General features: G+C 63.7%; 11 protein-coding genes. 4 read left to right on the top strand and 7 right to left on the bottom strand.

All coding sequences use genetic code 11. The features are described from left to right. Positions 1 to 89: 89 nt before the first annotated feature. From HA399_RS16970 to gmk, 3 genes are all read right to left on the bottom strand, one after another. Positions 90 to 2,255, bottom strand: coding sequence for a RelA/SpoT family protein (locus HA399_RS16970; RefSeq protein ID WP_404325573.1), 2,166 nt, complete (start codon positions 2,253 to 2,255; stop codon positions 90 to 92). Between the two features lie 112 nt (positions 2,256 to 2,367). After that, positions 2,368 to 2,619 carry a DNA-directed RNA polymerase subunit omega gene (gene rpoZ, locus HA399_RS16965; protein ID WP_043331755.1) on the bottom strand — a complete coding sequence of 84 codons (252 nt, stop codon included), beginning with the start codon at positions 2,617 to 2,619 and terminating at the stop codon, positions 2,368 to 2,370. Positions 2,620 to 3,040: 421 nt separating this feature from the next. Next, complete coding sequence (gene gmk, locus HA399_RS16960; RefSeq protein ID WP_052384319.1) at positions 3,041 to 3,697, bottom strand: guanylate kinase; 657 nt, start codon at positions 3,695 to 3,697, stop codon at positions 3,041 to 3,043. Positions 3,698 to 4,280: 583 nt separating this feature from the next. Here gmk and HA399_RS16955 point away from each other — a divergent pair. After that, a complete protein-coding gene (locus HA399_RS16955; RefSeq protein ID WP_107335799.1) occupies positions 4,281 to 5,468 on the top strand; it encodes an MFS transporter in 1,188 nt (395 codons plus the stop codon). A 152-nt stretch (positions 5,469 to 5,620) separates the two neighbouring features. Here the strand turns inward: HA399_RS16955 and HA399_RS16950 are convergent, their stop codons facing one another. Continuing rightward, positions 5,621 to 6,658 (bottom strand): GlxA family transcriptional regulator, encoded by a 1,038-nt coding sequence (locus HA399_RS16950; RefSeq protein ID WP_248380239.1) that lies wholly within the window; start codon positions 6,656 to 6,658, stop codon positions 5,621 to 5,623. Between the two features lie 265 nt (positions 6,659 to 6,923). Between HA399_RS16950 and HA399_RS16945 the strand changes: the two genes are divergently transcribed. Together HA399_RS16945 and HA399_RS16940 are read left to right on the top strand one after the other, a co-directional pair. Further along, the gene (locus HA399_RS16945) at positions 6,924 to 8,579 is read left to right on the top strand and encodes a BCCT family transporter (protein ID WP_324690880.1); all 1,656 of its coding nucleotides are present in this window, start codon (positions 6,924 to 6,926) and stop codon (positions 8,577 to 8,579) included. Between the two features lie 254 nt (positions 8,580 to 8,833). Then, positions 8,834 to 10,414, top strand: coding sequence for a BCCT family transporter (locus HA399_RS16940; protein WP_153636711.1), 1,581 nt, complete (start codon positions 8,834 to 8,836; stop codon positions 10,412 to 10,414). A gap of 86 nt (positions 10,415 to 10,500) precedes the next feature. Here HA399_RS16940 and HA399_RS16935 read toward each other — a convergent pair whose 3' ends face one another. The 3 genes from HA399_RS16935 to HA399_RS16925 all read right to left on the bottom strand — a co-directional run bounded on the left by HA399_RS16935 (position 10,501) and on the right by HA399_RS16925 (position 12,774). After that, on the bottom strand, positions 10,501 to 10,929 hold the full coding sequence (locus HA399_RS16935) for an organic hydroperoxide resistance protein (protein WP_054556341.1): 429 nt from the start codon (positions 10,927 to 10,929) through the stop codon (positions 10,501 to 10,503). A gap of 99 nt (positions 10,930 to 11,028) precedes the next feature. After that, complete coding sequence (locus HA399_RS16930) at positions 11,029 to 11,886, bottom strand: DUF3883 domain-containing protein (protein ID WP_404325570.1); 858 nt, start codon at positions 11,884 to 11,886, stop codon at positions 11,029 to 11,031. A 24-nt stretch (positions 11,887 to 11,910) separates the two neighbouring features. Continuing rightward, positions 11,911 to 12,774 (bottom strand): YicC/YloC family endoribonuclease, encoded by an 864-nt coding sequence (locus tag HA399_RS16925; RefSeq protein WP_107335803.1) that lies wholly within the window; start codon positions 12,772 to 12,774, stop codon positions 11,911 to 11,913. A 195-nt stretch (positions 12,775 to 12,969) separates the two neighbouring features. Between HA399_RS16925 and rph the strand changes: the two genes are divergently transcribed. After that, positions 12,970 to 13,716, top strand: coding sequence for a ribonuclease PH (gene rph, locus HA399_RS16920; RefSeq protein WP_043331764.1), 747 nt, complete (start codon positions 12,970 to 12,972; stop codon positions 13,714 to 13,716). Positions 13,717 to 13,849 lie beyond the last annotated feature (133 nt).

Raw genomic sequence — 13,849 nt, 5'->3', positions numbered from 1 at the left:
AGAACGTGTCCGATGGCCGCTCTGCGGCAGCCTTGAAAACAAAAACCGCGCCGCCCGCCAGTGGCGGACGACGCGGCCAGTACGGTAGATCAGCTGAGGACGCGGGTGATTCGCTCCACGTGCAACAGGTTGCGCATACGCTTGATGATGCGCGCCAGATGAATGCGATCACGCACGGCCAGCGTCAGATTGACGATGGCCAGATGGGCGTCGCGTTCCTCGATGCCGATGCGCTCGATATTGGCTTCGGCATCGGTGACCAGCTCGGCCAGCTCGGCGATCAGGCCGCGCTGGGTCTGTGCCTCGATACGCAGCGCCACCGTGAAGTCGCCTTCGACCTGATCGGCCCAGGTCAGCGGGAAGACGCGTTCCGGATCGCTGGCCAGTTCGGTGATGTTGCTGCATTCCTGACGATGGACCACCAGCCCCTTGCCGGCCGACAGATGGCCCATGATCGGCTCGCCGGGCAGCGGGTGACAGCAGCGCGCATAGCTGGTGACCATGCTGTTGCCACCGCTGACCTGCATCGGGCTGTTGCCGCTGTTCTCCGCCTGGACGTTGCCGTCCTTGGCCGAGAACTTGGGCTGCTGCGCCGTGGTGTTGGTCGTGTCGCTCAGAAGGCTCTGGGCGACGCTGTAGGCGGCGCGGGTGCCGAGCCCGATGGACTCGAGCAGATCATCACGCCCGCCTTCCAGCTCCAGCTCCGCGGCCAGCGTATCGAGACGCCTGGGCGGCAGTTGCTCGAGGGAAGAGTCCAGCCCGGAGAGCGCCTTGTTGAGCAGACGCTGGCCCAGGGTCACGGATTCGCTGCGCTGCTGATGCTTGAGGTAATGGCGCACGGCAGAGCGCGCCTTGGCCGTGGTGACGAAGTTGAGCCACGCCAGATTGGGCTTGGCGCCCGGCGCGGTGATGACTTCGACGGTCTGGCCACTCTCCAGCGGCGAGGATAGCGGTGCCAGATGACGATCGATGCGGCAGGCGATACAGCTGTTGCCGACATCGGTGTGCACCGCATAGGCAAAATCGACCGCCGTCGCGCCGCGCGGCAATTCCATGATGTCGCCCTTGGGGGTGAACACGTAGGTATCGTCGGGGAAGAGGTCGTTCTTGACGTGCTCGATGAACTCGAGCGAGTTGCCGGCATGGCGCTGCATCTCGAGCAGACCCCGCACCCATTCGCGGGCACGCGCATGGCTGCCGGCGCCGATGGGGCGGTCGGTCTGGCCGGCCTTGTACAGCCAGTGCGCCGCGATGCCGTTGTTGGCCATCGCTTCCATCTCGCGGGTACGGATCTGTACCTCGATGGGCATGCCGTTCATGCCGAACAGCGTGGTGTGCAGACTCTGGTAGCCGTTGGCCTTGGGGATCGCGATGTAATCCTTGAAGCGACCCGGCACCGGCTTGTAGAGATTGTGCACCACGCCGAGGATGCGATAGCAGCTGTCCACGTCATCGGTGATGATGCGGAAGCCGAACACGTCCATCAATTCATTGAAGGGCTTCTGCTGGTCACGCATCTTGCGATAGATGGACAGCAGATGCTTCTGACGGCCGATCACCGAGCCGGGCAGCTGATCGCGCTCCAGCGCGTTCTGCAGACTGGCCTGGATCTCGCGCATCAGGGTACGACGATTGCCACGCGCGGCGGTGACGGCACGCTTGATGCGTTCGGAACGCATCGGGTGCAGCGCCTGGAAGGAGAGGTCTTCCAGCTCGACGCGGATGGTGTTGATACCGAGACGGTTGGCGACGCGGGCATAGATCTCGAGCGTCTCACGGGCGATGCGACGCTTCTTCTCGGGGCGCAGGGCACCGAGGGTACGCATGTTGTGGAGACGGTCGGCCAGCTTGACGATGATGACGCGGATGTCCTGGGACATCGCCAGCACCATCTTCTGGAAGTTCTCGGCCTGGGCGACGGCCTTGTCCTCGAAGGTGATCTGGGTCAGCTTCGAGACGCCATCCACCAGCAGGGCGACGGGTTCGCCGAACTGGCCTGCCAGTGCCTCGAAGGTCACGCTGGTGTCTTCGATGACATCGTGCAGCATGGCGGCCATCAGGCTCTGATGGTCCATGTGCATGTTGGCGAGAATGTTCGCCACCGCCAGCGGGTGGGTCACATAGGGCTCACCGGAACGCCGGCGCTGACCATCGTGGGCCTGCTCGGCGTAATAGAAGGCGCGCCTAACCTGACGGATCTCTTCCTCGGGAAGATAACCGCCCAGGCGGTCTGCCAGGTCATCGATCGTGAACATTCAGCGGCCTTGGCTCAGAGTGATTCCGGGCCCGCACCCCGTGCTCCGGCCGCGAGGGCGGGAGTGGCAGAGGTGCGGAAGCACACATGCAGTCGGCAGGTTGAGCGTGGGCTCAGTCTTCGATCTGCGGCATTACCGGCTTGCGCTGGATCGGAGCTTCGACCGGCTCGTTCAGGATGTCACGACCGACCAGACCGGCCGCCACTTCGCGCAGGGCAAGGACGGTGGGCTTGTCGTTTTCCCACGGCAGTTGGGCGTTGCGGCTGCCGCGTGACAGCTGACGGGCACGACGAGTGGAGATCATCACCAGCTGGAAGCGGTTGTCGACGTTCTCGAGGCAATCTTCTACGGTTACGCGAGCCATGGCGGTGCACCTATCAATAGCGGGATATTCGGGGTTCGCTGTCGGCGTGTAATCAGCGCAGAGTGCCGCGACCGCTAGGGGTCACTTACCCTGATCATCTGACAGTATCTCGCACACGACGCAAGCACAATGCCGCTGAGCCGGCCCGCCAGGGGCGAGACGGCTCAGCGGCCAATGATTCTGAAAGGGAATCGAGTCTACTCGACGCCGTTGTTGCATGACAAGTCAGGCGCGATCAACTCCTTCGCCTGGCGCGTCTGTCGGCGGCGTACGCGACCACAGCGCGCATGATCAGGACGAAAGCCGGCAAGTCCTGCCCGACTGTCAGGCTGTCCGAACTGCTGTCAGAACGGCCGGCCGCGCGGCTGACCGAACGGCTGACTGAGCGTCTGAGCGAGCAGCGGGATTCCCGCCGCCTTCATCAGTCGGCCAGCAGGGAATCGAGCAGTGCCGCGTGGCGATGCTGCACGCGCGGCAGACGCGCACGCTGGGCATTGACGAGTCCGCACAGCTCGTCGAGGGCCTGTTCGAAGTCATCATTGATGACGATCAGGTCGTATTCGTCGTAGTGGGACATCTCGCTGACCGCATCGCGCATGCGACGCGCGATCACGTCTTCGCCATCGGTACCACGGCCGGACAGACGCTCGAGCAGCGCTTCACGCGACGGCGGCAGGATGAAGATGGAGACGGCTTCCGGCACCTGGGCACGCACTTGCTGGGCGCCTTGCCAGTCGATCTCGAGGATGACGTCCTCGCCCTTGCTCAGGCGAGCTTCGACCGCCGGACGCGAGGTGCCATAGAAGTTGTCGAAGACCTGGGCGTGCTCGAAGAAGTCGCCCTGCTCGATCATGGTCTTGAAGTGATCGACATCCACGAAGTGGTAGTTGACGGCATCCTGCTCGCCCGGGCGCTGGCCGCGGGTGGTGTGCGAGACGGACACGCCGATACCGTCCATGCGCTCCAGCAGTGCCTTGACCAGGGTGGTCTTGCCGGCGCCGGACGGCGCGGAAATGATGTAGAGCGTGCCACGTGCGTTGCTGGCCGCCGAGGAAGATGCTGAAGAAGTCGAAGACATGGAAGTGATCCGCTTGCTGTCGCTGAATCGCGGCATTATCGCATAATCCACCCCGCTTCCGCTGCACGCGCGCATGACAGTCCCGTGATGCAATGTTGCAGCTCGGGCATCACAGTTGTCGTCGCGAAGTGGCTGGGTTGGCGTGGCGTTATCTGCAACAATGGTCGTATATTTCAGTTATCACTCAAGCGTCGGCCAGTTGTCGCGTCAGCCAGTTCTCGCGCCGGCCTGGGGTCTTGAAGGGACACAGGGGTTTGCCGCCGCCTCGCCACGCTGGCCTGAGCTTGCGCACTCCCGTGATTCCCATCGCGCCTTGCCAGACGCGTACATAAGTCGATAGAGCAGCGCCAGACGTGCCGCAGGCCTCCGCCAGAGAGGCCGCGCACGAGCGCATCACCCGTTACCTGTCCCGCGCGCCATTCATTCCCGCCTTCCGGCTGATGATGAATGGCGCGCGGTCTTTTGCCCTGCGTAGCGCCAGCCATGCGCGGGCAATGTCAGCCGTGGCCTGCCCTGACAGCGACGCCAAGGCTGAGTACGGCCACGGGTGATACCCCCTTTTCAAGTTTCAGGAGACCCGGACATGTCTGCCTCCCCCGTTGCGCGCCATCCGCGCATCGCCGAACTGGCGCTGGCGCTCGGTGCCTTTGCCATCGGCACTACCGAATTCGTGATCATGGGCCTGATGCCCAACATCGCGGCGGACTTCAATGTGTCCTCGCAGCAGGTCGGCTACGCCATCAGTGCCTATGCGATGGGCGTGGTGGTCGGTGCACCCCTGATCTCGGCGCTGGGCGCACGCCTGCCGCGTCGCGGGCTGCTGATCGGCCTGATGCTGCTGTTCGCGGTCAGCAACGTGGCCAGCCTGCTCGCACCGTCGCTGACCAGCTTTGCCGCGCTGCGCTTCATCGCCGGCCTGCCGCATGGTGTCTATCTGGGCGTCGCGGCCCTGGTGGCGGCGGATGCTGCCCCCGCCGGCGAGCGCGGGCGGGCCGTCGGTCGCGTGATGCTGGGCCTGACGGTGGCGATTCTGATCGGGGCGCCAGCGGCGACCTGGTTCGGCAGCCTGTTCGGCTGGCATTCCGCCTTCCTCGTCGTCGGCCTGCTGGCGCTGGCCACGGCGGTGCTGGTGCGCGGCTTCGTGCCCTATCAGGCCGGCAATCAGGACGCGACCCCGCTCACCGAGCTGGCAGCGCTGATCAAGCCGCGGGTGCTCTATACCCTCGGCATCGCCTGCATCGGTTTCGGCGGCATGTTCAGTGTCTACAGCTATGCGGTGGAGACGCTCAACGTCCAGGCCGGGCTGTCCCAGAACCTGGTGCCGATGGTGCTGGCCGTCTTCGGGGTAGGCACCATCATCGGCAACCTGATCGGTAGCCGTGCCGCGGACATCGACCTGATGCGCACCATTCCTGCCGTGCTGATCTGGAGCGCGCTGGTGCAGGGCGGCTTCTACTTCGCCGCCGATGGTGTCTGGAGCGGCATCCTGTTCGTCGGGCTGGTCGGTACCGGCATCGGGCTGGCACCGGCGCTGCAGATGCGCCTGATGGATGTGGCGGAAGACGCCCAGACCATGGCGGCGACGCTCAATCATGCGGCCTTCAACATTGCCAATGCGCTGGGCGCCTGGTGTGGTGGCATGGCCTTCGCCTATGGCCCGTCGCATTCCTCCATCGGCCTGGTCGGGGTGGCGATGGCCATCGCGGGCTTGATCGTCTTCCTGCTCGGTCAGCGTCATGAGCGCCGCGAGCTGCAGACGGCTTCTGCCTGATGTGGGCCTGAAGCGAGATTGTGAGCGCGGGGCAAGAACCCCCACGTGAGCACAAGCCGCAATGAAAGAACGCCGCCCTTCGGGGCGGCGTCTTGCGTTTCAGTGGCGGAAAGTCTGTGGAGCGGCGCCGGCACGTCAGCGACAGGGCAACGTCAGCGCTGCTGACGCGCACGCGTCGGCGACATGCCGAAGTAATCGCGGAAGCAGTGGCTGAAGTGGGTGGTGCTGACGAAGCCACAGGCCACGGTGACCTCGGTGATGCTGGCACTGCCCTGTGTCAGCAGCTGGCGTGCCCGGGTCAGGCGCAGCTCCAGATAGTAGCGCGAGGGTGTGGTATCCAGATGGCGGGTGAACAGGCGCTCGATCTGGCGGCGTGACAGCGTCACGCAGTGCGAGATCTCGCTCATGCTCAAAGGCTCCTCGAGGTTGTTGCTCATCAGCTCGAGAATGGTGCGCAGTGCCTCCGGGTGCTGGCTGTCCGGCGCGGGCAGCGTCTGGTCCGGATGCCAGGGACTGGGCGTCGCGGGGCGCTCGCAGGCGAGGATTTCCTCGACACTGCGCGCCAGGTCATCGCCGTGACGCTGGCGCATGGCTTCCAGCATCATGTTCAGCGCGCTGCCGGCATTGGTGCAGCTGAAGCGCGCTGCTTCCACCACCAGCGGGGCACGCGACAGCTCCAGCTGGGGGAATGACTCGCTGAACAGCGCCGCATTCTCGGGATGGATGGTGCAGCGATGGCCGGCCATCACGCCGGCGGCTGCCAGAAAGTAGCTGCCATTCCACAGGCTGCCGAGGCGACAGCCCTGGTGGTCGGCTCGCCGCAAGACCTCGCTCAGCAAGGGAATCTCGTCCAGCTGCACCCGGTAGCCGCCACACACGATGATCATGTCGATCTGCGCCTGCCCCAGCGACTCGAGCCCGGCGCTGGCCATGATGTCGATGCCCAGATCACTGCGCACACTGCCCGCCGTCACCCCGAAGGTGTGAATGCGATAGAAGGGGATATCGCGGAGCAGATTGGCCGTGACCAGCACATCGAGGGCGCTGGTGAAGGCGGGCATCGAGAAGTGCTCCAGTAAAATGAAGGCGACATTGAGCGGTGCGCTCTGGGCACAGGTCACGTCCTTGAGCAGATGCTGGTTGCGACGCTTCATCGCGGGGGTGAAGTCGCGGCGACGGGGCGAGGTCATGGCTTGCGTTCGTTGCAGGGGCCGCGAGCGGCAGTGGATCGAAGGCGACCGGCAGGCTGGCCGCCGTGAGACTCCATCCTCGCAGCTGCACGCTCCCGCGGCGAGCCTCTCGCTGGCGGTTACGGGGTGGCAGGCATGTAATGAGGCTGTTGGCTTGATGATACGTCGCGTTACATGGGTGTAAAAACAATCACTTGTGTCATATTCGGCGCTTTCTCGCCTGTTAGACTGCCCCGTCACTCAGATCATGCCCCGAGGCTGACTAATGACGGATACCACCCGGACTGCCTTGTCCGGCTCCGCAACCCAAGCAGCTCCCCTTTCCGATCACGCCGCATCTCTTGCTGATCACACCGCATCCTCTCCCGATCAAGCCGCATCACTTCCTGATTCCGAGCTCACCGCGCTCAACAGCTCCCGCAGTCTGGACTGGCCGGTCTTCCTCCTCAGTGGAGGCGTGATGGCGCTGTTCGTCGCCGCCGCGCTCATCGACCTGGACGGCGTGTCGGCCCTGATCAATCACGCCTTCGACTTCTCGACCACCTACTTCGGTGCCTATTGGCAGGGCTTGATGATCGTGACCTTCCTCGTCGCCGTCGGCATGACCTTCGGGCGCACGGGGCGCGTGGTATTGGGCGGGTTGGCGACGCCTGACATCTCCACGCCGCGCTGGATGGCGACCATCCTGTGCACCCTGCTCGCCGGTGGTGGCGTGTTCTGGGCCGCCGCTGAGCCCATCGCGCACTTCGCCTCGCCGCCGCCCGTCTTCGGGCCGGAGGCACCGGTCGGCAATCTCGATGCGGCCTACAATGCCCTGGCGCAGAGTTTCATGCACTGGGGCTTTCTCGGCTGGGCGGTGCTGGGCAGCCTGACGGGTGTCGTCTTCATGCACCTGCACTATGAGAAGGGCTTGCCGCTCAAGCCGCGCACCTTGCTCTATCCGCTGCTCGGAGAGCGCGTGATGCGTGGGCCGATCGGCGCACTGGTCGATGCCTGCTGCGTACTGGCCGTCATCGCGGGCACCGTGGGGCCGGTCGGTTTCCTCGGTATCCAGGTCAGTTACGGGCTCAATGCGCTGTTCGGCATTCCCGATACCTATGCGACGCAACTGGTGCTGCTGGCCATCCTGACCCTCGTCTACACCCTGTCCGCCGTCAGTGGCGTGATGCGCGGCATCCAGTTCCTGAGCAGTGCCAACGTACTGATCGGCGGCGCGATGCTGTTCTTCATCGTGCTCTTCGGGCCGACCGAATTCCTGCTCAAGGCCTTCCCGTTGGGCATGGTCGACTACCTGGACAACATCGTGCCGATGGCGGTCTTCCGCGGCGACAGCGGCTGGCTGGATAGCTGGACGCTGTTCTTCTGGGGCTGGTTCATCGGCTTCGGTCCGCTGATGGCGATGCTGGTCGCGCGTATCTCGCGGGGGCGCACCCTGCGTCAGATGGTGCTGTTGATCACCATCCTGTCGCCGCTCGCGACCTGTCTCTGGTTCACCATTCTCGGCGGCAGCGGCCTGGCCTTCGAGCTGGAAAATCCGGGCAGCGTCTCGGGCCCGTTCAGCGGCTTCAATCTGTCGGCGGCCTTGATCGCCATCACCCAGCAGCTGCCGTTCGGCTTCATCATGTCGGTGCTGTTCCTGATTCTGTCGGCGCTGTTCGTGGCCACGACCGGGGATTCGATGACCTACGCCATCTCGATGGTGATGAGCGGGCACGACAATCCGCCACGCAGCGTCCGCGTGTTCTGGAGCCTCATCATGGGTGTCGTGGCGGCGATTTTGATCTCGATGGGCAATGGCGGCATCAATGCGCTGCAATCCTTCATCGTGGTGACCGCGGTGCCTGTCTCGCTGGTGCTGTTGCCCAGTCTGTGGAATGCCCCACGTATCGCGCGGCAGATGGCGCGTGAGCAAGGGCTGTAACTGGCTGATGTGAAAAAGGCCGCCCACTCGGGCGGCCTTTGCATGTCGTCATGCACGGATCAGTCTGGCATGGCCCGAAGATGGCAGCCGAGGGAGGTCATGAGTTGTTATCACCGATGCCCGGATGTAAAACGGCTGTAGGCTTGGTGATACGTCGCGTTACATAGGTGTAAAAACAACGGCTTGTGTCATAGTTCAGCGTTTTACGGCTGATACACTGCACCGTCACTCAGATCATGCCCAGAGGCTGACTAATGACGGATTCTTCCCGGACTGTTTCGTCCGGCTCCGCCACACCGGTAAATCCCCCCGCTGAACCCGCACACACCCCGCAAGGTATCGACTGGCCCGTCTTCATCATCAGTGGTGGCGTATTGGCAGTGTTTGCCATCGCCGCACTGGTGGATCTCGACGCTGTCTCCGCGCTCATCCAGAGTGCCTTCGGTGTCTCGACCCAATACTTCGGTGCCTACTGGCAAGCGCTGATGTTGGCGACCTTCGTCATCGCCATCGTGCTGACCATCGGCCGTACCGGACGGGTGCGCATGGGCGGGCTGGCGGCGCCGGATATCTCGACGCTGCGTTGGATGGCCATCATCCTGTGCACGTTGCTGGCGGGTGGTGGTGTCTTCTGGGCAGCGGCAGAGCCGATCGCTCACTTCACCTCGCCGCCGCCGGTGTTCGGCGCGGATGCTCCGACAGGCAATGCCGATGCCGCCTACAACGCGCTGGCGCAGAGCTTCATGCACTGGGGCTTTCTGGCCTGGGCGATGCTCGGCAGCCTGACCGGCATCATCTTCATGTACCTGCACTACGAGAAGGGCCTGCCGCTCAAGCCGCGCACGCTGCTCTATCCGCTGTTCGGCGACCGCGTCATGCGTGGCCCCATCGGTGCGCTGGTCGATGCCTGCTGCGTGCTGGCAGTGGTGGCCGGTACCGTCGGTCCCATCGGCTTCCTCGGTCTGCAGGTCAGCTATGGCCTCAATGCGCTGTTCGGCATTCCCGATACCTACGCGACCCAGCTCACGCTGCTGCTCGTGCTGACCGTCATCTACACCCTGTCCGCCGTCAGCGGCGTGACCCGTGGCATCCAGTTCCTGAGCAGCACCAACGTCCTGCTCGGCGGCGCGCTGCTGCTGTTCATCCTGATCATGGGCCCGACCGGCTTCCTGCTCGAAGCCTTCCCGCAGGGCCTGGTGCGCTATGTCGGTGACTTCGTCGCCATGTCTTCCTTCCGGGGTGACGATGGCTGGCTGAATGGCTGGACGCTGTTCTTCTGGGGCTGGTTCATCGGCTATGGTCCGCTGATGGCGATGTTCGTCGCGCGTATCTCGCGTGGCCGCACCCTGCGTCAGATGGTGCTGTTGATCGCGGTCATCTCGCCGCTGGTCACCTGCCTGTGGTTCACCATCATCGGTGGTAGCGGTCTGGCCTTCGAGCTGAGCAACCCGGGCAGCGTCTCCGGCCCGTTCACCGGCTTCAACCTGCCGGCAGCGTTGATCGCCATCACCCAGCAGCTGCCGTTCGGCTTCACCATCTCGGTGCTGTTCCTGGTGCTGACCACGCTGTTCGTCGCCACCACCGGTGACTCGATGACCTACGCGGTCTCGATGGTGATGAGCGGTCACGACAATCCGCCGCGCGGCGTGCGCGTGTTCTGGAGCCTGATGATGGGCGTGGTCGCGGCGCTGCTGATCTCGATGGGCGATGGCGGCATCAATGCGCTGCAATCCTTCATCGTCGTCACCGCCGTGCCGGTGTCGCTGATTCTGCTGCCCAGCCTGTGGAACGCTCCGCTGATTGCCCGGCGCATGGCGCGCGAGCAGGGCGTTTGATCGACTTCGTTCGAAAGCAATGAGCGTGTCGCACCATCAAAAACGCCGCCCCGAGGGGCGGCGTTTTCGTGTCTGGCGATCAGTCATCAGACGCTGACGTTCAGCGTCACATCGATGTTGCCACGCGTCGCGTTGGAGTACGGGCACACCTGGTGCGCCTTCTCGACCAGCGCGTCCGCCTCGGCCTTGTCCATGCCCGGCAGGCTGATATCCAGCGCCACCTCGATACCGAAACCGGCCGGAATCTGGCCGATGCCCACCTTGCCGGTGATCTCCAGGCCTTCCGGCAGTGTCACGCCGTCAGTGCTGGCCACATGCTTCATGGCACCGATGAAGCAGGCAGAGTAACCCGCCGCGAACAGCTGCTCCGGGTTGGTACCTTCACCGCCACCACCGCCCAGCTCCTTCGGCGTGCTCAGGGTGACATCCAGCGCCCCATCGGAAGAACGCGACTTGCCTTCACGACCCCCAGTGGTAGTGGCTTCTGCACGGTACAGCACTTGTTCGATAGACATGCCTGACTCCTTGAGCGGAAAAGCCCTCAGTCGAGGGATGGAAACAAGATGGCGCTTGTCGGGCAGAGTTTCAATTGCTGAGGGGTGGGCGTCAGACATTCACAGCAGGTGCGCGCGATAGCTTTGCGGATTGAGCGTCAATTGCGGGTAGAGGTCGCCCCTCAAGCAGTACATGTTGGGCTGGGTTAAGAAGCTAAAGATGCGGAAAAGATGGTAGTGCTCAGGATTGGCTTGCGAGCATTTGAGTTCATTTGGCGTGATGAAAAAAGCGCACTCTTTGGCAAATGCCGTCGTCTTCACCTCGATCCAACGCTCTCGTCCATCCGCATCAAAGGACAGGACGTCATAGCCCAAGCCATCGCCCTGGGTTTCCGCCACATGCTCGACCTTCTCGGCCAGTGATGTGTGGCCTTCTTTTCTGAGGCGCATCTTCTCAAAGGCCACCACAAAGCGTTCGCCGGCACTCCCTAGTGCATGGTTGCGGGCTTCTCGCGCCAGGTAGTCGCGCTTAACCGGCGTGGGCGTCGCGTAACCCTGCTTGGCTTCTTGCACGCTGGTCTGAGGTGCCTTGGATTGCGGTGGCGTGACAATGATGGAGGTATCTTTGGGGGCCGGCGCATCAATGACCGGCCGGTCTGCTGCATTGCGTGCTGCCTGATCGAATAGCTCAGTACGCAGTAGGTGGCGCTCAACAACATCGACCAGCATGCCCTGATAGTTACTCATCGGCTTGTAGCCGTTGATATAGGGGCAGTCGGCATCGCGCAGCACGGCACTGATATTTTGGTGCTTAAATTCGATAGAAGCCTTTGAGCGATTATTTAATTTCTCGACAAGCTCACGATTGTGGTCCGTTTTCACGTAATGCTGGCCGCAAAGTTCTGCAACCAGCATCTTCTTGTAGGTTTCGACAATCGCTGTGACTTCTTCACCACTCCATGGTTCGGGTCTGCTCATCCGGCTAACTCCTTTGGCGGGATATCACTCGATATTCTGAATCTGCTCGCGCATCTGTTCGATCAGCACCTTGAGCTCGACGGCGCAGCGGGTGGTGTCGGCGACGACGGATTTGGAGGAGAGGGTGTTGGCTTCGCGGTTGAGTTCCTGCATCAGGAAGTCGAGGCGGCGGCCGATGGGGCCTTTCTGGGTGAGCTGACGACGGACTTCGCCGACGTGGGTGTCGAGGCGGTCCAGCTCTTCGTCGACGTCGGCCTTCTGGGCCATCAGGGTCAGTTCGGCTTCCAGGCGTTGCGGGTCGAGGGTGGCGCGGACTTCTTCGAGGCGAGCGAGCAGGTTCTCGCGCTGACGGGCGAGGATGTCGGGCATCAGGCGGCGGACTTCGGCGACGTGGGTGTCGACGCCATCGAGGCGTGCGCTGATCAGCTCGGCGAGGCGTTCGCCTTCGCGGGCGCGGCCTTCGATGTGCTCGTCCAGCGCGCGCTTGAACAGGCTGAGGGCATCGGCCTTGATGCGCTCTTGATCGGCACCTTCGCGCACCAGCACACCGGGGTAGTCGAGCAGGGCGAGGCGTGAGGGCTGCGGGGCGTCCGGGCAGTGCTGGCCGACTTCGGCGAGCACGCGGCTGAGTTCACCCAGGCGTCTGGCATCGACGGCGAGGCTGTCGGCACCGGCTTCGGCGTCAAAGCGCAGCGAGAGTTCGACCTTGCCGCGGTTGAGGCGCTTGCGCAGGCCTTCGCGGAAGGCGCTTTCGAGTTCGCGCAGGCTGTCGGGCAGGCGGAAGTGCGGTTCGAGATAGCGCTGGTTCACCGAGCGCAGCTCCAGCGTCAGGGTGCCGTAGTCGGCTTCATGGGTCTGGCGGCTGAAGGCGGTCATGCTGTGGACCATGACGTGCTCCTTGTCGGTTGGCTGTCAGAAAAGAGGCGGTGCAAGAGCGACCGCGCTGATAGCCTGAAGTGTACGCGTGCCGCTCTTGAGCGCCCAGTGATCAGGAGCAGGTCTGGCCCGCGCGGCGCGAAGGTCGTCGCCCGTGGCTGCGGCGTGTAGACTCTGGCCTCCCGAATACTGCAACAAGGAATCCCCATGAGCGAAGCCAACGTGACCCGTCCCAGTGGCCGTACCCCGGAGCAGCCGCGCGAGATCCGCCTGACCCGTGAGTTCACTCGTCACGCCGAGGGTTCGGTGCTGGTGGAGTTCGGGGAGACCCGCGTGCTGTGCACCGCCTCTGTCGTGGCGGGCGTGCCGCGCTGGCTGCGCGGTTCCGGCAAGGGCTGGCTGACCGCCGAGTACGGCATGCTGCCGCGTGCGACCCATACCCGTAATGATCGTGAAGCGGCACGTGGCAAGCAGGGTGGCCGCACGGTGGAGATCCAGCGGCTGATCGGCCGTGCGCTGCGCGCCGCGGTAGATCTCAAGAAGCTGGGCGAATACACCATCACCATCGATTGCGATGTACTGCAGGCCGATGGCGGCACGCGTACCGCGGCGATCACCGGCGGCTGTGTGGCACTGGTCGATGCGCTGCAGGGCCTGCAGCGTGAGCGCAAGATCAAGACCGACCCGCTGGTGAGTCTGGTCAGCGCCGTGTCGGTCGGCATCTACAAGGGTGTGCCGGTCACCGATCTCGACTACCCGGAAGACAGCAAGGCCGATACCGACATGAATGTCGTGATGGCCGAAGGCAAGGGGCTGATCGAGGTGCAGGGCACGGCCGAAGGCGCGGCCTTCGATCGCGCCGAGCTCAATGCCCTGCTGGATCTCGCCGAGCGTACCGGTGAGCAGCTGTTCGCCGCGCAGCGCGCCGCACTCGGCATGCCGGCCGACGCCTGAGCCCTGCGGCACGGCCGCTGTGCCATGAGTGCTGTGTCATGAGTGTCATGCCATGAGCGCTGCGTCATGAGCGCTTGATGCCAGACAGAAAACGCCCCCACCGCTTGCGCGATGGGGGCGTTTTCGTCAGTGC

The organism is Cobetia sp. UIB-001, assembly GCF_044789135.1.
Taxonomy (GTDB): Bacteria; Pseudomonadota; Gammaproteobacteria; order Pseudomonadales; family Halomonadaceae; genus Cobetia; species Cobetia amphilecti.
This window is presented reverse-complemented; position numbering and strand designations above follow the sequence as displayed.